Raw genomic sequence first — 26,338 nt, 5'->3', positions numbered from 1 at the left:
TATCTCCTCGTTCATTGCTTTTTATATGCAGATATGTGAAAGACCATGTTTTTCCCGCAGGCCTTGCTTCGATACATTGCCTGGTCAGCCAGTTCGAGAAGCTCCAGTTTGGTACATGCATCTTCCGGGTAACTGGCACAGCCAAGACTGGCGGTAAGTTTTATGTCAAGACCTTCACTTTGAATGAAGACATGACCCTCAATGGTGCTGCGGATACGTTCAGCAACTACGGAAGCCCCGTCTATTCCGGTCTCGATGAGTATTATCGTATATTCATCCCCCCCGTAACGGATTACCGTATCCACGTCACGCACCGATTTTTTCAGCAACAGCCCCACTTCGGCCAGGGCCTTGCTTCCCACAAGGTGTCCGTACTGATCGTTTATTCGCTTGAAGAGATCTATGTCAAGAAAGATGATGGATATGTTGGAAGAATAACGCTCGGCGCGCCTGACTTCCCTTTCGAGGGCTACATCAAGGTAACGGTAATTGAAGAGCCCAGTCAGTTCGTCGATGTAGAGAAGATTCTTGGCACTGTTGTAACGGGACGCATTTTCCAGGGCAAGGGATGCCTGATCAAGCAGGAAATTTATGTTTTTGAAATCCAACTGGGCCGGAAACACGCTTTGCGATTCGTTGAAAACGATTATGATGCCAAGAAGTGCTGTTTTTGCCCTGACGAAGAACAGCATTGCTTCGGTAATGGAGTGTTCTGCAAAGAACCGGGACCGCTGCTCGAGATCATTAAGCAGGACAAAACTTCTATTATCCTCTTCGCGAACATCGAAAATATCGAATATGAGCTCCCCAAGGGAAGAAGCGGTTTCCTCGTCGAACCCTTTTATCTCTTTTAACTCCAGCGTACCGTCATCATTCTGGAAGTAGCCGGTTAAGCGACTGAGACCAAATTCTTTGGCCAGTGAATCGACAAGTATTGTGTGAATGCGGTCGAAATCAAGAGAATTGGCTATGGTCTGACTTATTTGAAAAAGGTTCAGCAGTCCTTTCAGTTCCTGATTTTCATCAAGAAGCCTCCTCTGCTCGAAACAGAGTGCGACCGCATGCTTGAATTCCTCGCTGTTTATGGGCTTGACAAGATAGTCACGGGCGCCGTTTTTCAGGGCAAACACGGCGGTCTCCGTGTTGGCGTGGCCGGTGACCAGAATTACATCTATGGAGGGATCAAACTGCTTTACCTTGGACAGGAGATCAAGTCCGGTTATATCGGGCATGACCAGATCGGTGACGACCAACGCATATTCGCTGCTATGCAACATTTCCAGGGCTTTCTCTCCGGAACCAGCCACATCGACAGCAAAGCCGTCACTCCGCAGCAGATCGGCAAATACCTCCCTGAAGAAACTGTCGTCTTCTACTACAAGAATCCTCTCCATGAGGAATATCTCCTGAGTCGGTTTTTATTGGGCATCCAGGCGATTGTGGACCCAAACTAACAGATAAATCGGAATTCTGTCAATTAAAATGCCAGTTTTGCCTACGGGCGATAAACTTTCCCTTACCTTCGTCATAAATAAGGCGGATAGTCCCGTTAAGGTCGGTTCTATATACTTCCACATGCTTCTCCTTCAACCTCGCCAGCGTCTGTTCGGCGGGAAGGTGAAAGCTGTTGCCATAGCCGGCGGAGATCAGGGCAATTTCCGGGGAAGCCCAGTGAAGAAATTCAGGGGAAGATGAATATCTGCTCCCATGATGGGGGACCTTAAGAACGTTGCTCTGCTGCCCCTTGTGAGCAAATAGTCGCTTCTCCACTTCCATGCCGATATCACCGGTAAACAGAACCGCTCCCTTTTCATACACGAGACGAAAGACCAGCGATCTCTGGTTCAAATCGGGGTACTGGTTGCTGCTATCAGCTTCTGGCCACAAAAACTCAAGCCTCGCACCTCCTATGTCCATCTGATGGTCCGATGCATGGATCTCGCGAACCGGGATCTTTCGCTTATCGATAATTGCCCTGAGATTGCGGTAGTTCTCGCTATCGTCCATTGCCGGCCTGCTCTCCCAGAACTCCCCCACCTTAAAATTATCGGCAATGTAAAGAAGGCCTTGAATATGGTCCGGGTGGGCGTGGGTCAACACCATGTAATCTACGGTCGTGACACCCAGTGCCCACAGTGCAGGCGCCAGCAATCTTTCGCCCACGTTGATTCCCCCTCGCGGCAGAACCGCCTCCGTCTATCAGCATTGTTTTACCGCCGGGAAACGATATCAACGTGGATTCTCCCTGGCCCAGACTGAAAAAGGTTATCTGCAGGAGCCCCTTATCCGGCCCCTTGAAAAACAGGGCGTTACCGGCAATGGCAACAGTAGTGACAATGCAAAAGACAATCTGGAATTTTCTTGAGGAGACAAAGGTCAGCACCAGAAGCAGGAGATAGAATAAAAAAAGATCGAAGTAATCTGGATTTAAAAGGGGCAACGCTGGAATATTTGAAACCAGCAGAACGAAGGAGTTGGCTATTTTAACCGGAAACGCGGCAGCAACAAGCAGCAGTCTCGCAACAAAGGGGAAAAGGAAAATGAACGGAAGTGCCATAAAACCCAGCACTACAGCACCATAGCCCATGAGCGGCACCACAATCAGGTTGCTGATAAGACCGGTGAATGAAACCCGGTGAAAATAAAATGCCACGGGAAAAAGCGTCCCAGTGATGGCAGCAAGTGAAGCCATCAGAAAGAGCAGCAGTTTGTACGCTATCGTGCCGCTGGCAAATCTGGCAAAAGGCAACATGAAAATAGGGGTTAGAATGATGATTCCCCACAGGGCGACAAATGACAATTGAAAAGAAATATCGAAAAGGGCGCCTGGCGTAACGGCAAGAATAACCATGGCGGCCAGCAGCAGACTGTTCACCGGCTCCACCTCACGCTCGACAGCGAGGGCAAAAACCAATGCGGCTATCATAATAACGGAGCGGGCAGTTGCCGGGGCCGTCCCCGAGAGCAACAGATAAAAGATAATGAGAGGCAGGGTAATGATAAGGAGGCTTTTGCGCAGATTAAAGTTGAGGGTTAAACATTGGAAGTTTCGACAAACACCCAGCAGGAGGTGAAATACACACAGGGCGATGATTCCCACGTGAAAACCTGAGATTGACAGGATGTGATTGACCCCGGTATTGGCATAGGCGGTCTCAATATATGGTGGAGTATAGCCTCGCTCCCCAATGAGAAGAGCTCTGAGAATGCCACCTTCTACTGAGGGCACGGCCTTACCGATAAAATTGCCCATGCCCGCTGCCGTTTGATCGATGAAACGCTGCAGCGGATGGCTGACATTGGCCATGACCAGCACCACATCGTCGGCACGACTTGCGAATGCGGTGGCAAAGATACCTTTCAGGGCAAGGTTGCGAACAAAATCAAATTCGCCCGGCAAGCCGTAGTTCCGGGGTCTATGGAGACGCGAAACAACTCTTACCCGGTCTCCTGCGAGTACCTCAGGATGCCCCTCCCCCACATACAACAAAACCCGGCCGGTCACCGGAACGTAACCACCAGCCCGATACAGGCGCTCAGCCTCAAGGTGGAGCCGTGATCCCGCTGCCCTGGCCTCAGGACGGCTGTCAACGACCCCTTCCAGAGTCACAGCTCATCGGAAACAAACCTGACAATATGATTTTTTTGAAAGTCAGAGTGCAGCAGGTCTTTTAGGGAAAGGTTACCCCAGCAAAAGAACAGAAGAGAAATGGCCAGGAGATATGGGTACCTTTTCGGCAGGAAAACGGCAAAAAGGGATAAAAGCAGAAGGGGCAGCAGGATTCCTTGCGGGACAAAGAAAGAGTAAAGACCTGCCGACAGAATGCCGGCAATAATGGAAGCAAGGGGAATGAAAAGTGGTCTTCCTTTCACCCCCTGCACCTTTTATTTTCTCTCCTTGAAACGTTCCACCAGAGAAGCAAGGATTTTATCCAGGTCAGTCCTCTTTACAGGAGCATCAGGTTCGCCCTTTATGGCGGATACTGCCATGTACTCAGCCGGTGAAGATTTTTTCCCGGCTATTTCAACCACGTCCACTCCCTGGTTGGTTTTCAGGTTTATCAGCAACTTGTGACTGCCTTGGTCGAGACGGAAAAGTCCCAGGTCTACCCATTCCAGATAGGGCTTGCCGTTTCCTTTTACCTTGTCGGAATCCACCTCGGCAGAAATGGTATCTCCAAGAGCTCTTATCCTTATTCTGTAGGCGCCATCCTTATCCACAGCGAAAGGCATTTCCAGCTGAGCTCCGCGATAATCGGCACGCACCCATTTTGGGGCCAGCGGTTTGCCAAGATAATCGACGGTGGTGATCTTGGCCGATACTGGCAGCTCTGCCACATCAGCTACAGGGAAAACAAGGGGCTTGCCGTCATCGGGCAGGTTGCTTTCAAGGCCGAGCAAGGCAGCTGTAACCTCTGCCAGGTCCCCATGATTGAAGACGGATTTGGTCTCCCAGCCGTCAATGGGAGCAATGGCTCGCAGTGTCGGCGCATCGAGGATAAAATAATCGACAGCACCGTCGGGTGGAAGAACTACATTAATCTCCTGGAAGCCTGCATTCAGCGAAATGTCGGCAACCTTTGCCTCGGCGATTTTTGAGCCGGTACTGACAGTGAACTCCTTGCCGCCTACCTGCCATTTCTGGCCGTCCCCTTTGGCTGCAACGGTTAGAGAATAAATGCCGCCAATGGGAAGCAAGACCTTGAAATGAGCGGTAGTCGGCGAGGCAATACCACTCACCCATCCACTCCCGGAAAAAGGGCCTAACAGGGCATAGTTCCGGACAGATACATTGTCGGTTTGGGCTGCATAGTACTTTTCCGCTTCAAACTTGAAGAACCTTTTTCCAGACAGGATGACCAAGTAATCCTTTTCCCTGGGTTTAATGGGCAAACCTGCGTCCCATCCCATCGCTGTAACAAGATCGGTGACAAATTCACCATGGGTAATGAACGCGCTCTTTTTAGCATTTTTTTTGTCTGCAGCAATGCTGCAGGAGATGTCGAGAATCAGGCAAAGACTAATAACGAGAATGAGAAGCCTGCGATTTTTCATACTCCCCTCCTTGGCATGAGAAGCAACTCTTTGAGACAGTTGTTTATACACAGCTTTTGCATCAGTTAACCTGAAAAATAACCGGGTGCATGGCAAGCACGAACAACTTGAGAAAAAACGAGGCTGAAAAGAGAGAAAATAAGGAGAGCAACAGACAAAGAAAGAAAGGGGGAGCAGGATACTCCCCCTTTTTGTTGTTTTTATCAGGCGAGTCTGCTGGAATACAGGGGAAACTGCTTCATCATGGTGTTTACCCGTCCCTTTATTTCAGCCAGCTTAGCATCATTGTCAACATTGGCCAGTGCATCGGCGATAAAACCCGCCACCTGCGCCATCTCCGGCTCCTTCAGGCCATGGGTAGTGGCAGCAGGGGTACCGATCCTGATCCCGGAGGTAATAAAAGGAGAACGGGTGTCGAAGGGGATGCCGTTTTTGTTGACGGTAATTCCGGCCTTGTCCAGGGCTTCCTCGGCCACCTTGCCAGTCAACGGTGTCTCGGACAGATCAACCAGCATCAGGTGATTGTCGGTACCGCCGGAGGTGAGCTTGAATCCATTTTCCATCAGTGCTGCCGCCAGTGCCTTGGCATTATTGACTATCTGCTGCTGATACTGCTTGAACTCGGGCGACAGCGCCTCCTTGAATGCCACAGCCTTGGCGGCAATGACATGCATCAGGGGACCGCCTTGGATCCCGGGGAAGATGTTGGAATTGAGTGCCTTGGCAAATTCCTCACGGCAGAGAATCATGCCGCCACGGGGCCCGCGCAGAGTCTTGTGGGTTGTAGTGGTGACAAATTCGGCATGGGGCACCGGACTCGGATGAAGTCCTGCAGCGACAAGCCCTGCGATATGGGCCATATCCACCATGACCACGGCTCCCACCTTGTCGGCGATCTTGCGGAAAGCGGCAAAATCAATGGTACGCGGATAGGCGCTGGCACCGACAACGATCATTTTCGGTTTATGCTCAACAGCCAGCCTTTCAACCTCGGCATAGTCAATGGTCTGGTTTTCCTTGGTCACCCCATAGGGGACAATATTGAAAAATTTTCCAGAAAAGTTGACCGGGCTGCCGTGGGTCAGGTGGCCGCCATGGGCCAGATTCATGCCGAGCACGGTATCCCCCGGCTTAAGTACCGTAAAGTAAACAGCCATGTTGGCCTGTGAGCCGGAGTGAGGCTGCACGTTGGCATGCTCGGCGCCGAACAGCTCCTTTGCCCGTTCGATGGCCAGATTTTCCACTATGTCCACATTATGGCAGCCGCCATAGTAGCGCTTGCCGGGATATCCTTCGGCATACTTATTGGTCAGGACCGAACCCTGAGCCTCCATGACCGCTTCCGAAACGAAGTTTTCCGAGGCGATCAGTTCCAGGTTAAACTCCTGCCGCTCAGTTTCAACTCGTATGGCATTTGCTACGGCGGGATCAAAATTCTCCAGTATGGACATAGATTCTCCTTTGCTATGGTATAAAAAGGAAACGGGACTGTGGTAGTCCCGTAATGTTTTACAGCTCATTCACCGCTTTCTGGCAGGCTACTTGTAGAGTTCTTTTTCAATCAGTGCAATCTTGTCAAGCCTTCCCTGGTGACGGCCTCCCTCGAAGGCGGCATCGAGCCAGGTAGATACCATTTCTCTTGCTCCATCGTTATCAAGGACTCTGCCTCCAAGAACGAGGATGTTGGCGTTGTTGTGCTCCTTGGCCATGCGGGCCATAAAGCTGTCTGTAACAATGGCAGCCCTGACATGGGGAAATTTGTTGGCAACAATGGACATGCCGATACCGGTGCCACAGACAAGGATTCCCTTCTCCACTTCACCCGTTGATACCTTCCTCGCAACTTTTTCGCCGAAGTCGGGATAATCCACGGAATCACCGTTATCGGTCCCGCAGTCTTCGAAAGGAATGCCCCGCTCCAGCAAAAGTTTCTTGATTTCAACCTTGAGTGCAAGTCCGCCGTGATCACTACCCAGTGCTATCATTGTCCCACCCTTCCCTAAATCTTTCTGAAAAGCAGTGAGGCGTTGGTGCCGCCGAAGCCGAAGGAATTGCTCAGGGCACAACGAATGGAAGCATCACGGGCAGTGTTGGGAACGTAATCGAGATCACATTCGGGATCGGGCGTTTTGTAATTGATGGTTGGAGGAACAACTCCCTTGTCCATGGCCATTGCGGTAAAAACAGCTTCAATGCCGCCGGCTGCGCCAAGAAGGTGGCCCGTCATGGATTTTGTGGAAGATACCATCAGTTTTTTTGCATGGTCACCGAAAATGCGTTTGATCGCCATTGTTTCGTAGAGGTCGTTAAAATGGGTCGAAGTACCATGGGCATTGATGTAATCGACCTCCTCAGGCTTCACACCTGCGGTCGCCAAAGCCATCTTTATGCAGCGGGCAGCACCCTCTCCGTCAGGGGCAGGCTGGGTAAGATGAAAAGCATCTCCGCTCATGCCGTATCCTGCAACTTCTGCATAAATCTTGGCACCACGACGCTTCGCCGACTCATATTCCTCCAGGACAACAATACCAGCGCCCTCAGCAAGAACAAAACCGTCACGTTCCTTATCAAAAGGTCTCGACGCTGCAGAAGGATCATCATTGCAGGTCGATAATGCCTTCATTACAGCAAAGCCGCCAATACCAAGGGGGGTCACGGTAGATTCCGTACCGCCGGCGATCATGCGTCGGCATCACCACGCTTTATCATGTGATATGCATCGCCAATTGAATGGGTGCCGGTGGCACAGGCAGAAACCGATGAGATATTGGGGCCCTTGGCACCGTACTTGATAGATATGTGGCCGGGAGCAAGGTTTATGATCAGCATGGGAATGAAGAAAGGAGATATCTTTTTGTATCCGCCTTCCAGAAGAGCCGAGTGGTATCTCTCGATGGTAGGCAAGCCGCCAAGGCCGGCTCCCACAAGAACTCCCACCCGTTCAGCATTTTCTTCGGTTATCTTCAGCTGAGTCTTCCATGGCATAATGGGCGGCGCCCAAGGCATACTGGATAAAGTTGTCCATCTTCTTGATTTCTTTTTTGTCGATGAAATCCTCGGCAACGAAATCCTTAACCTCACCAGCTATCTGAACAGGCAAATCGGAAGGGTCAAAGCGCGTAATACGTGCAATGCCCGATTTTCCGGCGGTCAGGGCGTCCCAGTTTACCTTGTTGCCGGTGCCTAGCGGAGAGACGACACCAACTCCCGTTACAACAACTCTTCTCATAGACTGAAGCTCCTTATGTTTCTGATCCTCTAAACATGCTTTAAACCGAACTGCAAAAAAGGGGGAGGTAAACCTCCCCTCAATCCATCTTAGGTGTGATCAGTGATGTAATCGATGGCGTCCTGAACGGACTGGATCTTCTCGGCGTCTTCGTCGGAGATCTCAATGTCGAATTCTTCCTCAAGAGCCATAACCAGCTCGACAGTATCAAGGGAGTCGGCTCCCAGATCATCCATAAAAGAAGCTTCGTTGGTTACCTGAGCCTCATCCACACCCAGCTGCTCAGCAACTATTTCTTTGATACGTTTATCGATTGACGACATTTCCTGCACCTCCATTTTTTTTAGTACCTTTTCAGGCTGGTTTATTTATCAACTCTGTAGCTACATAACATGAAAAGCTAAATTTGCAAAAGGTATTTTACGAACAAAAATCAGTTTTAATCGGTTCTTAAACGGGGCTACATATACATGCCGCCGTTGACAGACAGAATATGCCCCGTAATGTAACTTGCCTGGGTCGAAACGAGGAAAGAAACTGCTGCCGCAATATCTTCAGGTTGACCAAGACGCTCCAGCGGAACCTGCTGCAGCAGGCTTTCCCGTACTTTCTCCGAAAGGGTTCCGGTCATATCTGTCTCGACAAACCCAGGAGCCACTGCATTGACGGTAATGTTACGCTTTGCGAGTTCGCGGGCAGTGGCTTTTGTCAAGCCGAACATGCCTGCCTTGCTGGCACAGTAGTTGACCTGCCCGGCATTGCCCATTTCGCCCACCACCGAGCTGATATTGACGATCCGACCATACCTGGCCTTGGTCATGTATTTGGCAGCCTCACGGGTACAGTTGAAGGCACCCTTGAGGTTGATGTCCAGCACGGCATTCCAGTCATCATCTTTCATTCTGAGCAGAAGGCCATCCCGGGTTATTCCGGCATTATTGACAAGGATGTCGATCCTGCCAAATTCTTTGACAGCTGCGGCAAAAAGACCTTCCACCTCTGCAGTTACCGAAACATCGACCTTAACAGCCAGAGCTTTGCCCCCTGCGCTGGTGATTTCGTCAGCTGTGGCCTGGGCGGTCTCAAGGGAGGTGGCGGTAACCACAAGATCGGCGCCATCGGCAGCCAGTTTCAATGCCACTGCCTTGCCTATGCCCCGCGAAGCACCGGTAACGATAGCCACTCTGCCGTTAAGACTCATAAGCCCTCCTGGATCAAAGCCCTGAGGCTCTCCTGATCCTGCACATTGGATGTAGCAACGCTCTTGTCGATCCGTTTTACCAAGCCAGCCAAAACCTTGCCCGGTCCGATTTCGACAAATTTATCAACGCCGGCGGCAACCATAGCCCCTACGGATGCGTCCCACTTGACGGGGGCACTCACCTGCCTGACCAGGAGCTCCTTCACCCTTTCGGCGTCACTATTGGCCGATGCTTCAACATTGGTTACGACGGGAACAGTCAACGGTGAAACAACAACAGGCTCCAATACACCGGCAAGGCGTTCACCGGCTGGTATCATGAGAGCACAATGGAAGGGTGCGCTTACGGGAAGCAGCATCGCCTTTCTGAATCCTTTCCCTTTGGCAATCTCTATGGCTCTGTTGACGGCGCCGCTGTTACCGGCTATGACGATCTGGCCGGGTGAGTTGAAATTAGCTGGCGCAACCACCTCACCCTGTGCTGCTTCTGAACATATTTCAGCCAACACTTCGGGTTCTACGCCCAGGATTGCAGCCATGGAACCAACGCCGACAGGAACCGCCTCCTGCATGAAAGTGCCGCGGGCACGAACGGTACGAACGGCATCGGCAAACTTGATGGCACCGGCGGCAACGAGTGCCGAATACTCTCCAAGGGAATGACCTGCCATAAAATCTGCTTTGAGGGAGGTTTCTTCTTCGAGGACTCTCAGAGCGGCAATGCTTGCAGTGAGAATGGCAGGTTGAGTATTGGCCGTAAGTTTGAGATCTTCTTCCGGACCTTCAAAACAGAGTCGGGAAAGCTTGAAATTAAGGGCATCGTCAGCTTCCTCGAAAACGAGGGCTGCCTTCTTGAAATTATCGGCAAGATCCTTGCCCATGCCTGCGAATTGAGATCCCTGGCCGGGAAAGATAAACGCTTTCTTGCTCATGGAAACATTCCTTTCTTGTATTACCAGCGAAACAGCGCCGATCCCCAGGTAAGTCCGCCACCAAAAGCGTCAAGCAGGACAACATCCCCCTCCTTGAGGCGCCCGGAGCGATTGGCTTCATCAAGGGCTATGGGAATGGAAGCTGCCGAGGTATTGCCATAGCGCTCCAGGTTGATGAAAACCTTTTCCTCGGCAATGCCGAGTCTTTTGCCGATGGCATCGATAATGCGCCGGTTGGCCTGATGGGGTATGAAAAGGTCGATATCGTCAGTGGTCAGGTCATTTGCGGCAAGTGCCTGACGTGCCACATCCTCCATAGCCCTCACCGCCAGTTTAAAGACCTCGTTACCGTGCATTTTGATGAACATCAGTTTTTCATCGATGGTTTTCTGTGTGGCGGGATTTCTGCCGCCGCAACCGGCTGATAAAGAAGTTCCCAGTAGGACCCGTCACTGCGGATATGGGTGGAAAGTACACCACAATCTCCTTCCTGTGCCTCGACCACGGCAGCTCCCGCTCCGTCGCCGAAAAGGAGGCAGGTATTGCGATCGGTCCAGTCCAGAATGCGGGAGAGCACTTCACCGCCAATGACCAGGGCTTTTTTGGCGGTGCCGGTCCTGATGAACCGGTCGGCAATGGAGAGCCCATATATAAAACCGGAACAGGCAGCGGAAACATCGAAGGCTGCCGCATTGATTGCCTTGAGATTGCTCTGGATCACGCAGGCAGTCGAGGGAAATGGGAAATCGGGGGTAACGGTCCCGACGATGATCAGATCCAGCTCTTCAGCCTTGACTCCTGCCATCTCCAGGGCCTTTTCTGCAGCACGGGTGGCAAAGGTGGAGGTATACTCACCTTCGGCAGCGATGCGGCGTTCCTTGATCCCCGTTCGCGTTGTTATCCACTCGTCACTGGTATCGACCATTTTTTCCAGGTCGGAATTTGTCAGCACCTTATCGGGAAGGGCAGAACCGGTCCCGGTTATCCTGGTACGAATCATGATTTACAACCTTCCTACCCTGCCGCTTGTGCTTTTAGTGTTTCCAGCTGCTGCATATAAAGAGGATAGTTTTCCTGGAGTTTTTCGACCATGCGTTGGTTAACGCCCTTTCGGGCATATTCGTGGGCAAAACGGATGGCATTTTTTATGGCTTTGGCATTGGAACCGCCATGGCAGATCATGCCGACACCATCTATTCCCAACAGAGGAGCGCCACCATATTCCGTATAATCGACCTTCTTTTTGAAGTTGATGAAAGCCCGGCGAGACAGGATATAGCCGATCTTGTACAGCAGGCTCTGCTTGATCTCCTCTTTAAGCATTGTGCTGACAGCCTCGGCAAGTCCTTCGGAAAGCTTGAGCACCACGTTGCCGACAAATCCGTCACAGACGACAACATCCACCATGCCGTTGAAGATATCCCGCCCTTCCACATATCCCATGTAATCGAGGGAAGTGCTCTTAAGGAGTGTGCTTGATTCGCGGGTCAGGTCATTTCCCTTGCTTTCTTCCTCTCCGTTGGAAAGAACGCCGATCTTCGGGTTTTCCACATCCATAACGGACCGGGCATAGACCTCACCCATTATGGCAAACTGGACGAGATTGAGAGGTTTGCAATCAACGTTGCCGCCAACATCGAGCACTAGGGTTTTTCCGCGGAGAGTGGGAAATATCTGGGCGATGGCCGGGCGATCTATACCTTTGATACGCTTGAGTACGAACATGCCGGCAGCCATGGTGGCACCTGAGTTACCGGCACTGACAACAGCGTCCGCTTCATTGTTCTTCACCAGTTCAAAGGCAACGCGGATAGAAGAATCCTTCTTCTTTCTTACCGCATCGGAAGCGGAATCATGCATGCCGACCACCTCGCTGGCATGCTTGACTGTTATATCCAGATCTTTGCAGTTATGCTTTGCAAGTTCGCAGTTTACTTTTTCCGTATCGCCTACCAGGGTTATGGCAATATCGAATTCCCTGGCAGCTGCGACAGCGCCCTCCACCTCGACACCAGGCGCGTTGTCGCCACCCATCGCATCTACAGCAACTCTCATATGACCTCTAGCAGCGGCTCTTAATACAAAGAACCTCGGATGGCAGTTTAAAGCTCTTCAGCCTTAATTACTTCTCTGCCTTTGTAAGTGCCGCAGGAGGGACAAACTCTGTGGGGAAGTTTCGGGGATTTGCACTGTGGGCAAGTGGAAACTGTCGGGGCTGTAAGAAAATCATGGGCCTTCTCATGTTCTTGCGTGACTTGGATGTCTTCTTCTTAGGTACTGCCATAAAATAATTCTCCTTTACTTGTCTATCTTGATACCCTTCAACGCGTTGAATTTGAAACTGCCTTCGCTCGTAACGCAGCCGCAGGCGGTGTCGTTGAGATTGGCTCCGCAACTACTGCATAATCCCTTACAATCATCCCGGCATATGGGCTTGAAGGGTATCTCCATGATTACCTGTTCCGCCACCTCAGTGGAGAAATCGATTTCTTCCCCTTGGTAGGATTTGGAAATCAGGTCTTCCTCGGCCAGCTCGACCTCTTCGTCAAGCGGCTCGGCAGATTTCGTATAAAAAATCGTAAAGGATGATGCTATCTCGATGTCGAATTCAGTGAGACAACGGGCACAGGAAACTCTTACGGCCGTTTCTACCTTGCCGGAAGCCCTGATATGGTCGAACTCCCTGGCTACAGTAAAATCAAGCCGTAGCGGAGACAGGAATTCGCACTCGCCGGTCCCAGTCATGGCAAGCAAGTCCGGATAGTCATTAACCGGCTCCTCAGCCTCCATGTGCAACGCTTTATCTTTTAAATCGGCTATCCGAACTTTCAAAGTATCACCAATGGGCACAGCATTCAAAGCTACCCAGTATATAGACGGATCACCATTTGTCAAGGTAAAACTGCCGGCGCACCCTGTCCCCCCGTTGCTGAGGGTCCATCTATTAAACCATTCGAGGACTATTTGCAACAATAAATAACCAAAAATGTTCTAACGTTTTCGGCAGGAAGATCCATCGCCTGCACCCACAGGAGCAAAGCCTCTGCGCATGGTGTTCTCGGTCACCACCCGCGGATCCATGAAATGAAGGAGATAATCAGGCCCGCCCGCCTTGGTACCGGCGCCGGACATCCTGAAACCGCCGAAGGGTTGACGACCTACCAGGGCACCCGTGCAGTTGCGGTTGAGGTAGAGATTGCCGACACGGAATCGCTTGGTGGCAATGGCAATATGTTCGGGGCTGCGGCTGAAGACGCCGCCGGTCAAAGCATAGCGGGTGGAATTGGCCCAGGCCAGAGCTTCATTGAAATCCCTTGCCCGCATTACGGCAAGCACCGGTCCGAAAATTTCCTCCTGGGCAAGCCGGTGTTCCGGGCGGATATCGCCGATGATGGTCAGTGGTACGAAAAATCCGACCTCCGGCACCTGCCCTTGATAAAGAAGGCTCCCTTCCTGCCGGCCAACTTCAATGTAGTTCATTATACGTCTTCGGGCATTTTCTTCGGCAACCGCACCTATGAGATTGGCAGGATCTTCGACTGGTCCAACCGGAACAGCTTCGGCCAGTGCGACAATCCGCTGGACAAATTTGTCGTAGATCCGATCAAGGACAATGACCCTGGAACATGCCGAGCATTTCTGCCCCTGAAAACCGAAGACCGAATTGAATACATGGGGAACCGCCTCGTCCAGATCGGCATCCTCGTCAATAATAATCGCGTTTTTCCCCCCCATTTCGCAGATGACCTTTTTTATCATTTCCTGGCCGGGCTGCACCTTGGTAGCGCGCTCGATGATCCGCAACCCCACCTCCATGGAACCGGTGAAGGCAATGAGGCTGACATGGGGATGGTCAACCAGGTAATCGCCCATGATGCCGCTACGACCGGGGACAAAGTTAAAGACACCGTCAGGCAGCCCGACCTCTCTGAATATCTCCACCAATTGCCAGCCAATGATGGATGTGAGGCCGGAAGGCTTGAAAACAACGCAGTTCCCGGTGACAATGGCGGCAGAGACCATGCCCATGCTGATAGCCAGGGGGAAATTCCAGGGGGCGATGACAGCAGCAACCCCTTTCGGCTCATAAAAGTATTGATTCGTCTCTCCGGCAACCTTTCCCATCGATCTGGGAGAGCCGAGACGCATCATTTCCCGCGCATAGTATTCGAGGAAATCAATGGCTTCGGTCACATCGGCATAGGCCTGATCCCATTGCTTGCCGATTTCCAGCACCTGCAGGGCGGAAAGCTCGTAGATGCGCCGACGGACGACTGTACATGCCTTGAGGAGAAATTCAGCACGTATTTCCGGAGTTACATCACGCCAAGTTTCAAAGGACTTCCTGGCAGCACCGATCGCCTGGGCTACCTCATCGGTTCCGGCTTGGCACACCCAGCCAAGGATCTCGGACGGATCAGAAGGATTCACTGAAGGAAGCAAGTCCTCCGTTTCCAGTTGCTGCCCCCCTATGAACAGCGGGTACTTCCGGCCGAACCGATTGCGCACCTGCCCGATATGTTCACGAAACGCCTGGCGCTGCTCTTCTCTGGTAAAATCGATGACCGGTTCATTGCTGAAAGGAATCACCTTCCCCGAAGGTTTTGCCCCCTCACGCAGTCTGGGTTGAACCGCAAGCCGCTGCCGTTCCACCACATGTACCGGGTCCTCCAGCAGTTTTTCTGCTCCGGCGGCATCCACAAAGGTCTGTCGCAGGAAAGAGACGTTGGAGGTATTCTCCAGAAGCCGGCGTACCAGATAACCCATGCCCGGAACCATGGGACCGTATGGGCAATAGAGACGCAATCGGCCGGTACGGTTGAGGATTGCCTTGCGCACTGGTTCAGCCATACCGTACAGGACCTGAAATTCATATCGATCATCAGAGATGGCCAGTTCCTGGGCAAGCTCGATGACAGCGGAAATGGAACGGATGTTGTGGGAAGCACAGGCAAAATGGCAGACATCACTGTTTTCCATGATTCGGCGTGCCTGACGTTCAAAAGCGGCGTCAGTTTCCGCCTTCATGGTCCAGACCGGTTCGGGAAGTCCGCTCTGGCGGGACCTGATCATCTCATAATCCCAATATGCCCCCTTCACCAGGCGGATGGAGATACCAAGACAATTTTCCCTTGCCCAGGTAACCAGATTATCCAGGTCATGGTCCGTATCCCTCAGATAGGACTGGAGAACAAGCCCCAGGTGAGGATAGTCGGGATTCTCCAATTTCAGGCGTCGGTAGACTCAAGTATGATTTCCTTGTAGCGATAGGTCTCCATGTCGAGGCAGAGAAAACCGTTTACCTCCCTCACGCGACGACAGATAAGGCGGAGCCTGCGAAGAATGGCCGCAACACTTCCCTCGTAATCCATCGGGCTTGCCAGACAAGAAAGGGCTGTTGCCTTAACGGAAACGTTGATCCGGGGCGCATGTCCCCAATCCATACTGCCTGAAGTCCGGCCGGCGCCAAGGGGTTTCCAGCGGCCCATGGCCCGCTCAATGGAACCTATAAGATTCAGATACTGGTCCACATAGGCATCGGCCTCCTTTTCGGAAAGGGTTGCCTCGCCCAACACATCGACAACGGCAGCAAAACCTTGATGGCGCAAGCGTTCGATGTTGCTGATTGCCTCCGTGGTATTCTCTCCGACAATGAACTGCTGCGCCATTTTTCGGATAGCCGTTGAGACAGCTTCCTCTGGATAAAGTTGCCGAATGGGCCGAAGACACCGGCGGCCTGGCGGAGCAGAGCCAGTACTGGAGGCTGCGCACCGGCAAAGTATTCTTCCAGATGGTCGGCTACCATCCTGTCTGTGGAAAGGGTCGGGAATACGTCGACGAAACGGAACAGCCGGGTCTTGAACTCCTCGTCACTCATGCTCCAGGCCATCAGCTTACCCAGCCACCGCCCCTTGTCAAAGAGCGAGGGAGTCTCTCCATAGATGCCGGCGAACATCTCTCTTCCGCAGGAGACGATCCTTCTGTTCAATTCGCTGTCCGCCATGACTCCCTCCCCATGAAGTTGTATCTGCTGGCCGCGCTTCCACAACCTACATTTTAATAAGAATTGTCATTTTATCAATTGAATGGGGACTAATAAATCAGGGATAATTGCCTGTCTGACTTTCGCTGAAATTTTATCCGGCGCGAGAGTATGTTTCAGGCTGGAGAGTGAAGTATAGGAAGGATAACAATTTGGGGGGTGGGATCAGGCAATGGCGGCCAGTTCAAGGCGGCCACCCCAGCGTCTGGCAAGTTCCTGGCGCAGACCTGCATTTTCGCCGTCAACCAGACCGGGATCTTTTTCAACAACGGCAAAGGCCTCTCCACGAGCCGCTTCCAGGATACGTCCGTCACGCAGTATGTTGGCCACCCTGAAGTCGGGAAGACCTGCCTGACGGGTGCCGAGAAAATCTCCAGGGCCGCGGATCTCCAGATCAGCCTCGGCTATGCGGAAGCCGTCATTGGTGGATTCCATCACCCGCAGGCGCTTTTCGCCGTCTTCGGAAAGTTGTCCGGACGAGAGCAGAATACAGCGGGACTGGCCGCTGCCGCGTCCTACCCTGCCCCGCAGTTGATGCAGCTGGGAAAGACCGAAGCGCTCTGCATGCTCGACGACCATGACCGTGGCATTGGGCACGTCGATCCCCACTTCAATGACGGTGGTGGCAACGAGGATGTCCGTCTCCCTGGCCTTGAATGAACCCATGACCGATTCCTTCTCTTCCGGCTTCATCCTGCCGTGGAGCAGCCCAACCCGCAACTCAGGGAAAACATCCCGTGCCAGATGTTCGGCCATCTGCGCCGCTGCCTTCAGTTCCGACTTTTCGGTCTCTTCCACCAGGGGGTAGATGATGTAGGCCTGCCGTCCCTTCTTAACCTCCTCGCGGATGATGCCGTACACCTGGGAGCGCCTGGATTCGAAGGCGACGCGAGTCTCCACCGGCGTCCTGCCGGGAGGCAGTTCGTCGATGACCGACAGGGAAAGATCGCCGAAAACCGTCATGGCCAGGGTCCGTGGAATGGGGGTGGCGGTCATCACCAAGATATCAGGATTGATCCCTTTCCTTTTGAGTATGCCCCGCTGCAGTACGCCGAAGCGGTGCTGCTCGTCAATGATTCCCAGGCCGAGTCTGTTGAATTCCACCTTTTCCTGGATGACCGCATGGGTGCCGATGACGATGCTGGTCCTGCCGGCGGCGATTTCTTCGAGAACGGCACTTTTAGCCTTCCCCTTCATGCCTGAAGTCAACAGGGATACCTTGATGCCCAAGGCGTCGCACCAGCGGTGGATGGTAAGGAAATGCTGCTCGGCAAGAATCTCCGTCGGCGCCATGATCGCCACCTGGTAGTCGTTTTCCACTGCCACCAGGGCAGCCATAAGGGCCACCAGGGTCTTGCCGCAGCCCACATCCCCCTGTACCAGCCGGTGCATGGGATGGGGGAGCATCATGTCGTTCTTTATCTCGGAAAGGACACGGCGCTGGGCGTCGGTGAGATGGAAAGGAAGCAGTTTCAGCAGTTCCCTGGTGTATTTGTGCGTCACCTGGAAAGCAATCCCCTGTTCAAGGACGATGCCGCTCCGCTTCAGGGCCAGCCCCAGTTCGAGAAAAAAAAAGTTCGTCAAATGAAAGGGTCTTGTGGGCAACGGTTGCGCCGTTGTTCAGTCTGGCCAGGTCCGCATCGTGTCCCGGAAAGTGGGTCTCTCGCAGGGCCTCGTCCAGGGGCATCAGGTGGTGCCTCTCCATTACCCCCGGGGCAGGTGGTTTTCCACGTCAATTACGAACCGGTCGACGACCTCCTTCATCACCTTGCGCAGTGTCTTCTGGTGGAGTCCTTCCGTCAGCGGATAAACCGGCAGAATACGGCCGAAATTGAGAGGATCCCTTGCTGTGAGCGCCGCCAGATCGACCCCTTCATCCAGCCACTCCACCTCGGGATGATGGATCTCCTTCTGAAAACCGTATTGGACCACCTCGCCGGTAAATACCCCTTTTCTCCCCACGCGCCAGGTCTTCTTCATAAAGACAGGATTGAAGCGAAACCACTTGAGAGTGATCGAGCCGCTTTCATCTCCGGCAGTTACCTCAAGAAAACGTTTCCCTCCCTTGGTGGACTTGGCCTCAAAAGAGAGCACTTCTGCGTAAAAAACCTCATGGGCGCCGGGACGAAGCTTGCTTACCTTACTCAAGCTCCGTCGGTCCTCGTAACGGTGAGGGAGCAAAAACAGGGCATCTTCAACGACATAAATTCCCTTCTTTGCCAGCTGTTCCGCCAGTTTAGGACCAACTCCCTTGATAAACTGCATGGGCGTTTGCAGGTTCTTGCGATGAATGGACTGCTGCAAAGTTGAGGTTGCCTCTCGGATAACGGGCTCAGCGACAACCACCCGCCGCACCATCAGCGCCCCGTCTTCTCCGATCTCCAAGGAGACAGGATCCCCTGCCGTCAGGCCAAGGGCCTCAAGCACAGCATCGGGGAGAGGCAATGTTTTCGCGTCCGTGAGTTTGACAATGGGCATATGAACTTCCGGCGACAATAAATTTGCAGGAGTTATAGGAAGTATCGAACAGAGTTGTCAACCTAATTTTGCCTGTTCCGGCATATCCAGTTCATTCCTCCACCCGCATGACCACCAGCGAAACATCATCCACAAAACCCTGGCTGCCGGCAAAAGACCTGACCTGGCTAAAAAGATTATCGACAAGCTGCTGAGGGGGAAGCTGGCGATACGTTTGAAGGAGCTCACAGAGCCTGTCTTCGCCGAATAGTTCTCCGGCAGGATTTGCTGCCTCTATGATGCCGTCAGTGTAAAGCAATAGAACGTCATTGGGTTCAAGCAACAACTGTTTCTGCTCAAAGGCGACCTTCCGCTTTATGCCGAGAATCAGCCCTTCGGCATCCAGATACTCACATGCCCCAGATTCCGACCGCCACAATATGGGCCGGTTATGGCCGGCATTGGCGAAAGACAGCTTTCTGAGACCTGCATCGTAGTTCAGGTAAAACATGGTGATGAAGAGTTCGGCACGGGTCAGGTCCTCATAGAGAAACTCATTGAGGGCGTTCATAATATCGCGGGGGCTGCGGATACTGCGTGCCTCCGCATGGATGAAGGTACGCACTTCGGTCATAATCAGTGCAGCACCCACATTATGGCCGGACACGTCGGCGATGATCAAATCCAGGTCCTCACCGCCATGGGCAGATAATCGAAGTAGTCCCCTCCCACTTCCCTGGCCGGGACGCATATACCGGCAAGGGATATACCGTTGATATCCGGAGGACTGGCCGGCAGTAGTCCGGACTGGATTCCCCTGGCAATCTGCATCTCCTTTTCGTGTTCCTTTACCTGAATGAGCTTTTCAGCCTGCCGGGCGTTACGCAGTGCAATGCCGATTTGTCCCGCCAGGCTGTTGAACAACTCAATGAATTCTTCTGTGAAAATCCCTTTCATGGATTTGGAGAATGCAGAAAGTATCCCGACCGGTTGTCCTTCAATGGTGATAGGGACATGGACGAAGGATTTAATTCCCTCTCTGCGGATGACTTGGGCCGAAAGCGGCTTGTTCATCCCATCTGCATCGTTGACTATCTCCGGTGAATTGTTGAGAAAGGCAGCCCCGGCATAGGTCTCCATATTCAGTTCACGGTCCGATTCTTCCAGGTGTTTCAGACTCATCCCCTTCTGGCTTAAAAGGACAAGGCGCCTTTTTTTCTCTTCCAGAACGCGGATGGTGCAGGCATCGAACTTGAACTGCTGCTTGATGTGATCGAGAATATTGTCCAATATGGCCAGCAAGTCAGCTTTGCCTGCCACGGCCTTTGCTGCCTCATAAAGGAGACCGAGCTGTTCGCGGCTGGCGGTACGACTGAGGGTCACCGTGCCGAAAATATCGAAAACATCTTCCAGCTTGCTTCCCCTTGCCGCCATATAGCTTTCGACGATAATTCCGGCCGAGGCGGCCCCCACCGAACCGGCCAGCACTTTTTCAGTGAAACGCTTCAGAACGGGCAGTTCATACTCGGAAAGGCTCCCCCGCTCATCGATCTCCTTGTCGCCAAGATACTGGGATATGCCGCGTGAGCCTGTTTCTCGCCGATAAACTTGGTCATCAGGTCGATAAACTCCACAATGGCAGGGGCTCTGCTCATCCTTTTGCGCCTGACCGGTTCCTCACGCGCCTCAAAGACATCCACAAACTTGACGGCCTGCTCGGCCACGCCTTCCGAAGGCTCGCTCAAGAGGGAGCAGGCAATGAACGTCCCAAGATTGAACAGCATGCTCCAAAACAGGGAATGGGGCAACATGTCCAGTTCCGTCATACCGAAAAGGTGAAGCGGGCGCAGGAAAGCGAGGCCGAAGGGGCCGTTTTGCATGATGCCGTTATCCAACCAGCCTCTTTGACCAACAGTGGAATGACGAGGGTATGGAACCAGGTAAAAAAGCCAAGCACCAGGCCGACGGTGGCACCCCAACGGCTTGCCCTCTTCCAGTAAAGCCCACCGATTATGGAGGGTGCGAATTGACTGGCAGCTATCAACGAAATAATGCCGATATTGATCAGAGTGTATGACTCGCCGATGAACTGGTAGTAAAGGTAGCCGAGAAACACCACCCCAAGGATGCCAACCCTTTTGATGTTGATGAGAACCCCGGATATGTCTGAGCCTCCGATGCCAAGATGAATGATGAGCGGGATTATCAGATGGTTGAGAATCATGGTGGAAAGAACCACCGCCTCCACCATGACCATCCCTGCAGCAGCAGAAAAGCCGCCGATGAATACCAGCAGGGCCAACCAGGGATGCCCTGTCTGCAGCGGAAAATTAAGAACAAAAAAGTCGGCCATTGTTGTATTGCCGCCGTATGCAATGACCCCTCCAAGGCTATGGGGATGACAAACAGGGTAATAAGAAAAGTGTAGGCCGGGTGAAGCCACATGGCATCCCTGATGTGCTCTTCGTGGGAATTCTCGATAACCATGATCTGGAACTGGCGGGGTTGGAACATTACAAACGCCATGGTGGAAAGAAGGAGGGTAAGCCAGGTGGCATAAGGCGCCTGCCCAGTCCCCAGGAGAAAGAGATGTTTCCGTTCGGGAAATTGCGAGGCAAAACGGCTGAAGATATCGGTGAAACCATCGAAAATACCGTAGGTAACAAAGATGCCCACAGTAACAAAGGCAATGAGCTTGACAACCGACTGCAGGGCAACTGCAGCCACAAGCCCCTCGTGTCGCTCCGAGGCATCCAGATGCCGTGCCCCGAAAAGAATGCCGAAAATGCCGAGAAATACGGCGACAATGAAAGCGGTATCGACGGATTCGGGAAGCGCTGGCACCATGTGCCTGAATCCGTCTGCACCAGGAGAAACCGTCAGCAGATCGAAGGTATAGGCCACTGCCTTAAGCTGCAAGGCAATGAAAGGAATTATTATCATGATACTGAAAACGGTGACTATTCCGCCAAGAAGGGGTGACTTGCCGTAACGGCTGGAGATGAAGTCGGCGATGCTGGTAATGTGCTGCTCTTTGCTGATACGCACCATTTTACGCAGCAGAAACCACCAGCTGAAGGCCATCAGGGTGTTGCCCAGATAAAGGGCGAGAAAAGCGATACCGTTGGTGGCTGAAAGCCCGATGACGCCGTAGAAGGTCCAGGAGGTGTAATGAACGGCAAGGGAAAGGGAATAGACATAGGGATTGGCAATTATGCTCTGCCCCGTCTTGCGCTTGTTGTCCGCATAATAGGCCACGGCAAACAGCAAGCCAAGATAAAGAACAGTCATGGTGGAAACGATTCCGACCGTCAACATGGAATTCCCGTCTTTGACAAATGGCTAAATAGATTAATTATAGCCCTGCCCGGAGCGGTGTCGACTATTTTGACATAAAGAACGGAAAAAGCCTGGGCCAGGGCAAACTGGAGCAGTGCACAAATATGGGAATGATAAGGATTGAAATGACCACGGAGATGGGGCGGGGTGTGCCTACCTGCCAATTTCCAGCTATTGCAATTTCTCCTTATTGAATGAGGTATGAAAAAGGCCCCCTTGAGACAAGGGGGCATAACATGGGAGTAGTTTTGCTGAAGCGGGTAAATCTAAATCCTGTTCATCTTGCGTGCAGCCTCCATGAGCTCACCCCTGAAGTCCGGATGGGCAACGTTGATGAGGTTCATGGCGCGCTGCTTCGCCGTCTGCCCCCTGAGCTTGGCGACGCCGAATTCCGTCACTACATGATCCACATCATTTTTGCTGGTTGTTGTCGATGAGCCGGCGGTCAATGTGGGTACGATACAAGAGACAGTGCCGTTCTTTGCTGTTGACGCCGTGCAGATGAAGCCCTTGCCGCCGCGCGATCTGTTGGCGCCACGGGCAAAGTCTGCCTGCCCCCCTGTTCCGCTCCACTGGAGATGGCCAAAGGACTCGGAGCAGCATTGTCCGAGGAGGTCCACCTGGATAGTGGCATTGATTGAAACCATGTTATCGATCTGGCCGATTACATAGGGATCGTTCACATAATCGACCGGGTGCATCTCGATCATGGGATTTTCATTCATGAATTCAAAAACCTTCTTCGTTCCCAAGGCAAAAGTGCCGAGCTCTTGCCCCGGTGAATGGTCTTGCGGGAATTGTTTACCGCGCCGGCGATCATCAGGTCGACAATGCCATTGGAAATTAGTTCGGTGTGGATGCCAAGATCCTTCTTCCTGAGCAAAGCCTTGCATACCGCATTTGGAATCCCCCCCCAGCCCATCTGCAGAGTTGAACCGTCTTCGATCATCTCCGCCAGATAGCCGCCAATTGCCTCCTCCACAGCAGAAACGGGGGGAATAGCCAGTTCCTGGAGCGGTTCATCGCACTCGATGATATGGGCAACCTCGGAAATATGAATGTGACAGTTACCGTGGGTTCTTGGCGCTTGCGGATTAACCTGCACCACAACCTTCTTCGCCTTCTTCACCGCTTCCATGGTATAGCCGACGGACAAGCTGCAGGTAAAGAAGCCATGCTCATCCATGGGAGAAACTACCGTGCCCGCCACATCCACAGGCCAGTATTCACGTATGAGCCTGGGGACCTCGCTGAAATGGTTAGGCACAAAGTCTGCCCAACCTTTCTGCACCGCCTCCCGTGATACGTGGCTGGTGAACCAGGCGTTTACCTTGATATGGGGTACGGAATCCTCAGTGAAATAGTCGGGGCACAGATGATGCTGCTGATTGACGACAACCCCTTCCAGTTCGCGCTTACGTGCTGCCAATGCCCTGACCATCAAGGTGGGCTCCCCTACCCCGAGAGGGAAACAGAGATGATCGCCGGACTGGACGATTGCCGCCGCTTCTTGGGCAGAACAGAGCTTTTCCTGATATTCTTTTTCATAGCTGCGCTGGGTAAGTGCCAAATTCATAATCGTAGCCTCCTTTGATGTCTTTTCTAAATAACCGTTCGTTCCCATATAAAACTCCGGTTTGCTGTTATTTGATTTTCACTTCACGCCCATCCCCATCAACGTGCCTACTTTCCATATAGCAACGGAAATACCAAACAGCGTTTTTATATTTACACAACAACCGCATCCAGGCTTTAGTACCTGATATTACTAGCCAATTTTTTTATTCGCTTGACCACACCTGGACCATAAGCCCTAACGGTACTGTAACCAATTGTTTACACAACTCTCGAAGACAAACATCAATAAAGGCTTGATCCGCTGTCTACAGCGGTTTGGCTGTTATTTACATTTTCGGCGACACTGTCAACGTTAGTTTACAGTTGACCGACACAGCATGTGTTTAGAGATAAAGGGATAAAGAAAGAGGATTATAAAAGGTTTGAAAGAGGCAGGTTGAAAATTAAAAATTTCAATAAAACGTTGTTTAGGAGTTTAAAAACTGCCCACCCATGATGAGGTACGGGCAGATGGAATGGCACACTACCTCACGTTTCGGAGTCGTCCATATCGCTTCCTCCAATCGCTTGCCGGCCCAATTTTTTATAAAGGCCTTGCCGGGAAATACCCAAGAGCCTCGACGCTTGCTGTTTATTCCCATGGCAGAACTCGACAGCCTTCCGCAGCAGCAGGTTTTCAAACTGATCCATTATCTGAGTGATGTCTTTCTTACCCAGACTGGCACGGATGAAATCTTCGATTCCTACGGAATCCACAGTGGTGTCCGGGCATAACTGGGTAAGCTGTTCCGGCAAATGGGCTCTGGTGATCAGGTGGCCGCTGACAACATTAAAGGCGCTTTCTACAACATTGCGCAATTCGCGTATATTGCCCGGCCAGTCATAGCTCTTGAATATTTCCCATGCATCGGCATCCAGGTCCTTTACCGACAATCCAAACTCCACATTGAACTGCTCGATAAAATTCATCGTCAGGGGATAAATATCCTCCTTTCGCTCCCGCAAAGCCGGTATGGTGAGGGCAACGACATTGAGCCGATAATACAGGTCCTCCCTGAATTTTCCCTCTTTCACCATCTGTTCAAGGTTGCGATTTGTAGCAGCAACGACACGCACATCGACCGTTTTCTGCTTTGTGCTTCCCAGGTTGGTAAGCTCTTTTTCCTGCAGCACCCGCAGGATTTTCACCTGCATATAGAGGGGCATATCCCCTATTTCATCAAGAAAAATGGTGCCGGTATGGGCCTGCTCGAATTTGCCGATCTGCCCCCCTTTTTTGCGCCGGTAAATGCCCCTTCCGCATAACCGAAAAGCTCCGACTCCAGAAGGTGCTCGGGGATGGCTGCACAGTTCACCTTGACGAACGGCGAATAATGACGGGTGCTGGCAGCATGAATGGCATGGGCAAAGAGTTCCTTGCCGGTACCGCTTTCCCCCCGAAGCAACACATTGGAGTTTTTCTGGGCAACCCGGAGCAGTGTTTCTTTCAGTTCCTGAATTTTTCTGCTCTGACCGACGATGCTGTTGGTGTCATACTTGAAAAGGATCTCCTTCCTGTTCAGGGTGTGAGGGTGCCCCTTGCTTTCCGGAGCAGCTTGCAACTGTCGTGCTATGAGGGGAATCTCACGGATATCCATGAAGAGGATCTTGCCGACGCAACCGATAACCCTGCCATCCTTGATCAGAGGGAAACGGTTCGCATAAACCTGTTTACCGTTAAAATAATGGATAATTCCCAGGTCGGGCTTGCCTGTTTCCATGACCATCGGCAGATGGGAAGGCTGGGAGTTCTGGTAGGCCTGATCCACGTGCCTGCCGATCATCGCCTGTGGTGTCGTATCCAGCAACCTGGCAAAGGACTGGTTAACCATAACCACTATACCGTTGCGATCGACGACAATGATGCCGTCAAAATCGAAGTTCATGAAAGCACTGGTTGAGCGGAGGATTTCCCTGAGGTTGTCATCGGTAGTGTTGCAACTGTCCGGGATTGATCCGAGCAGTGACAGAACTCCGCCAACCATCAGATCGTTCTCCACAAGGGGAACGAAATCACAGACGATGCGGCGCCCACCGATGAGAATAACCTGGTCGCTGAAACTGATTCCCCCGTGCATCAAGTTGCCAAGGTTTGCCAGATCGGCTACAAGTTCAATTTTTTTACCAATGAGACCGGCAGAAGGAAGCTCCAGCGTTGCTTCAGCCGCTTTGTCCAGATAAACTATGCAGAGGTCGGCATCGAGCCTGATGACGCCGGAACTGCAGCTTTCGGGGTGACACCCGTTTTTTTTGCTATCGCTCTCCATAAACCCCTTTTTAAAACATTGTTCGCCACAATGTCAGCACCAAATATATAGACAAGAACGTGTCTCGTTATTTATAGTACAAACGCTGTATCATTTCAATCGGTTAAATTTTATGGACCGGGCGATGAAACTGCAAAAATTGCGTTATATTTGGATCGACCTTTTATAATCTAAATTAACAGGTTGTTAGAAAACGTC

Annotated in this window: 21 protein-coding genes and 6 pseudogenes; all 27 read right to left on the bottom strand. The window is 52.1% G+C overall.

The window, feature by feature from the left end:
- Positions 1 to 11: 11 nt before the first annotated feature.
- Positions 12 to 1,394 (bottom strand): GGDEF domain-containing response regulator, encoded by a 1,383-nt coding sequence (locus tag JCM15764_RS00345; protein ID WP_054691568.1) that lies wholly within the window; start codon positions 1,392 to 1,394, stop codon positions 12 to 14.
- 79 nt (positions 1,395 to 1,473) lie between these two features.
- Positions 1,474 to 2,103: a ComEC/Rec2 family competence protein gene (locus tag JCM15764_RS20910; RefSeq protein WP_243688108.1), complete on the bottom strand. Its 630-nt coding sequence runs from the start codon at positions 2,101 to 2,103 to the stop codon at positions 1,474 to 1,476.
- Complete coding sequence (locus JCM15764_RS00340) at positions 2,045 to 3,610, bottom strand: ComEC/Rec2 family competence protein (protein WP_243688064.1); 1,566 nt, start codon at positions 3,608 to 3,610, stop codon at positions 2,045 to 2,047. Before JCM15764_RS00340 ends, JCM15764_RS20910 begins: the two co-directional genes overlap by 59 nt.
- Positions 3,607 to 3,873, bottom strand: coding sequence for a hypothetical protein (locus JCM15764_RS20905; RefSeq protein WP_243688063.1), 267 nt, complete (start codon positions 3,871 to 3,873; stop codon positions 3,607 to 3,609). The genes JCM15764_RS00340 and JCM15764_RS20905 overlap by 4 nt, the downstream gene beginning before the upstream one ends.
- 12 nt (positions 3,874 to 3,885) lie before the next feature.
- Entirely contained in the window at positions 3,886 to 5,055 is a 1,170-nt protein-coding gene (locus JCM15764_RS00335) for a carbohydrate-binding protein (protein ID WP_054691564.1), read from the bottom strand.
- A 203-nt stretch (positions 5,056 to 5,258) separates the two neighbouring features.
- Complete coding sequence (glyA, locus tag JCM15764_RS00330) at positions 5,259 to 6,506, bottom strand: serine hydroxymethyltransferase (protein ID WP_054691562.1); 1,248 nt, start codon at positions 6,504 to 6,506, stop codon at positions 5,259 to 5,261.
- Positions 6,507 to 6,593: 87 nt separating this feature from the next.
- Positions 6,594 to 7,040 (bottom strand): ribose 5-phosphate isomerase B, encoded by a 447-nt coding sequence (gene rpiB / locus JCM15764_RS00325; protein ID WP_054691560.1) that lies wholly within the window; start codon positions 7,038 to 7,040, stop codon positions 6,594 to 6,596.
- A gap of 14 nt (positions 7,041 to 7,054) precedes the next feature.
- Positions 7,055 to 8,284 (bottom strand): annotated as a pseudogene (gene fabF / locus JCM15764_RS00320) (beta-ketoacyl-ACP synthase II).
- Between the two features lie 89 nt (positions 8,285 to 8,373).
- Complete coding sequence (gene acpP, locus JCM15764_RS00315; RefSeq protein WP_012647694.1) at positions 8,374 to 8,607, bottom strand: acyl carrier protein; 234 nt, start codon at positions 8,605 to 8,607, stop codon at positions 8,374 to 8,376.
- A gap of 137 nt (positions 8,608 to 8,744) precedes the next feature.
- The gene (fabG, locus tag JCM15764_RS00310; RefSeq protein ID WP_054691558.1) at positions 8,745 to 9,485 is read right to left on the bottom strand and encodes a 3-oxoacyl-[acyl-carrier-protein] reductase; all 741 of its coding nucleotides are present in this window, start codon (positions 9,483 to 9,485) and stop codon (positions 8,745 to 8,747) included.
- Positions 9,482 to 10,417 (bottom strand): ACP S-malonyltransferase, encoded by a 936-nt coding sequence (gene fabD / locus JCM15764_RS00305; protein ID WP_054691557.1) that lies wholly within the window; start codon positions 10,415 to 10,417, stop codon positions 9,482 to 9,484. Before fabD ends, fabG begins: the two co-directional genes overlap by 4 nt.
- 20 nt (positions 10,418 to 10,437) lie before the next feature.
- Positions 10,438 to 11,417: pseudogene (locus JCM15764_RS00300) on the bottom strand (beta-ketoacyl-ACP synthase III).
- 14 nt (positions 11,418 to 11,431) lie between these two features.
- A complete protein-coding gene (plsX, locus tag JCM15764_RS00295; RefSeq protein ID WP_054691555.1) occupies positions 11,432 to 12,472 on the bottom strand; it encodes a phosphate acyltransferase PlsX in 1,041 nt (346 codons plus the stop codon).
- Between the two features lie 47 nt (positions 12,473 to 12,519).
- A pseudogene (gene rpmF / locus JCM15764_RS00290) lies at positions 12,520 to 12,701 on the bottom strand (50S ribosomal protein L32).
- 14 nt (positions 12,702 to 12,715) lie between these two features.
- Positions 12,716 to 13,207 (bottom strand): YceD family protein, encoded by a 492-nt coding sequence (locus tag JCM15764_RS00285; RefSeq protein ID WP_243688062.1) that lies wholly within the window; start codon positions 13,205 to 13,207, stop codon positions 12,716 to 12,718.
- A 201-nt stretch (positions 13,208 to 13,408) separates the two neighbouring features.
- Positions 13,409 to 15,643 carry an L-glutamate gamma-semialdehyde dehydrogenase gene (gene pruA / locus JCM15764_RS20900; protein WP_279384163.1) on the bottom strand — a complete coding sequence of 745 codons (2,235 nt, stop codon included), beginning with the start codon at positions 15,641 to 15,643 and terminating at the stop codon, positions 13,409 to 13,411.
- A 2-nt stretch (positions 15,644 to 15,645) separates the two neighbouring features.
- Positions 15,646 to 16,086 (bottom strand): proline dehydrogenase family protein, encoded by a 441-nt coding sequence (locus tag JCM15764_RS29090; RefSeq protein ID WP_279384162.1) that lies wholly within the window; start codon positions 16,084 to 16,086, stop codon positions 15,646 to 15,648.
- 95 nt (positions 16,087 to 16,181) lie between these two features.
- Positions 16,182 to 16,373, bottom strand: a pseudogene (locus JCM15764_RS29085) (hypothetical protein); the annotation flags it as partial.
- A gap of 252 nt (positions 16,374 to 16,625) precedes the next feature.
- Positions 16,626 to 18,938: pseudogene (gene recG, locus JCM15764_RS00275) on the bottom strand (ATP-dependent DNA helicase RecG).
- A gap of 91 nt (positions 18,939 to 19,029) precedes the next feature.
- Positions 19,030 to 19,599 carry a PP2C family protein-serine/threonine phosphatase gene (locus JCM15764_RS20885; RefSeq protein ID WP_243688061.1) on the bottom strand — a complete coding sequence of 190 codons (570 nt, stop codon included), beginning with the start codon at positions 19,597 to 19,599 and terminating at the stop codon, positions 19,030 to 19,032.
- On the bottom strand, positions 19,596 to 20,405 hold the full coding sequence (locus tag JCM15764_RS20880) for a GAF domain-containing protein (protein ID WP_243688060.1): 810 nt from the start codon (positions 20,403 to 20,405) through the stop codon (positions 19,596 to 19,598). The genes JCM15764_RS20885 and JCM15764_RS20880 overlap by 4 nt, the downstream gene beginning before the upstream one ends.
- A gap of 17 nt (positions 20,406 to 20,422) precedes the next feature.
- Positions 20,423 to 20,728, bottom strand: a complete 306-nt coding sequence (locus JCM15764_RS20875; RefSeq protein WP_243688059.1) for a hypothetical protein — start codon at positions 20,726 to 20,728, stop codon at positions 20,423 to 20,425.
- Between the two features lie 11 nt (positions 20,729 to 20,739).
- Positions 20,740 to 21,168 (bottom strand): hypothetical protein, encoded by a 429-nt coding sequence (locus JCM15764_RS20870; protein ID WP_243688058.1) that lies wholly within the window; start codon positions 21,166 to 21,168, stop codon positions 20,740 to 20,742.
- Complete coding sequence (locus JCM15764_RS20865; protein WP_243688057.1) at positions 21,138 to 22,235, bottom strand: SLC5/6 family protein; 1,098 nt, start codon at positions 22,233 to 22,235, stop codon at positions 21,138 to 21,140. Before JCM15764_RS20865 ends, JCM15764_RS20870 begins: the two co-directional genes overlap by 31 nt.
- 287 nt (positions 22,236 to 22,522) lie before the next feature.
- Positions 22,523 to 23,832, bottom strand: a pseudogene (locus JCM15764_RS00260) (succinyl-CoA:cyclohexane-1-carboxylate CoA transferase).
- Between the two features lie 530 nt (positions 23,833 to 24,362).
- Positions 24,363 to 25,064 (bottom strand): sigma 54-interacting transcriptional regulator, encoded by a 702-nt coding sequence (locus tag JCM15764_RS25715; protein WP_279384188.1) that lies wholly within the window; start codon positions 25,062 to 25,064, stop codon positions 24,363 to 24,365.
- Positions 25,046 to 26,140, bottom strand: coding sequence for a sigma 54-interacting transcriptional regulator (locus JCM15764_RS25710; RefSeq protein WP_279384161.1), 1,095 nt, complete (start codon positions 26,138 to 26,140; stop codon positions 25,046 to 25,048). The genes JCM15764_RS25715 and JCM15764_RS25710 overlap by 19 nt, the downstream gene beginning before the upstream one ends.
- Positions 26,141 to 26,338 lie beyond the last annotated feature (198 nt).

The organism is Geotalea toluenoxydans JCM 15764, from assembly GCF_001311985.1.
GTDB lineage: Bacteria > Desulfobacterota > Desulfuromonadia > Geobacterales > Geobacteraceae > Geotalea > Geotalea toluenoxydans.
The sequence above is the reverse complement of the archived record's forward strand: the minus strand, read 5'-3'. Positions and strand labels throughout refer to the sequence as shown.

Coding starts and splice junctions, on each gene's coding strand:
- JCM15764_RS20870 (WP_243688058.1), bottom strand. CDS start 21,168: ATGGTGGAGGCGGTGGTTCTTTCCACCATGATTCTCAACCATCTGATA.
- JCM15764_RS00285 (WP_243688062.1), bottom strand. CDS start 13,207: ATGGAGGCTGAGGAGCCGGTTAATGACTATCCGGACTTGCTTGCCATG.
- fabG (WP_054691558.1), bottom strand. CDS start 9,485: ATGAGTCTTAACGGCAGAGTGGCTATCGTTACCGGTGCTTCGCGGGGC.
- glyA (WP_054691562.1), bottom strand. CDS start 6,506: ATGTCCATACTGGAGAATTTTGATCCCGCCGTAGCAAATGCCATACGA.
- JCM15764_RS29090 (WP_279384162.1), bottom strand. CDS start 16,086: ATGGCGCAGCAGTTCATTGTCGGAGAGAATACCACGGAGGCAATCAGC.
- JCM15764_RS25710 (WP_279384161.1), bottom strand. CDS start 26,140: ATGGAGAGCGATAGCAAAAAAAACGGGTGTCACCCCGAAAGCTGCAGT.
- rpiB (WP_054691560.1), bottom strand. CDS start 7,040: ATGATAGCACTGGGTAGTGATCACGGCGGACTTGCACTCAAGGTTGAA.
- JCM15764_RS20875 (WP_243688059.1), bottom strand. CDS start 20,728: ATGTTGCCCCATTCCCTGTTTTGGAGCATGCTGTTCAATCTTGGGACG.
- fabD (WP_054691557.1), bottom strand. CDS start 10,417: ATGAGCAAGAAAGCGTTTATCTTTCCCGGCCAGGGATCTCAATTCGCA.
- acpP (WP_012647694.1), bottom strand. CDS start 8,607: ATGTCGTCAATCGATAAACGTATCAAAGAAATAGTTGCTGAGCAGCTG.
- plsX (WP_054691555.1), bottom strand. CDS start 12,472: ATGAGAGTTGCTGTAGATGCGATGGGTGGCGACAACGCGCCTGGTGTC.
- JCM15764_RS20910 (WP_243688108.1), bottom strand. CDS start 2,103: ATGGTGTTGACCCACGCCCACCCGGACCATATTCAAGGCCTTCTTTAC.
- JCM15764_RS20865 (WP_243688057.1), bottom strand. CDS start 22,235: ATGTTGACGGTCGGAATCGTTTCCACCATGACTGTTCTTTATCTTGGC.
- JCM15764_RS00335 (WP_054691564.1), bottom strand. CDS start 5,055: ATGAAAAATCGCAGGCTTCTCATTCTCGTTATTAGTCTTTGCCTGATT.
- JCM15764_RS00345 (WP_054691568.1), bottom strand. CDS start 1,394: ATGGAGAGGATTCTTGTAGTAGAAGACGACAGTTTCTTCAGGGAGGTA.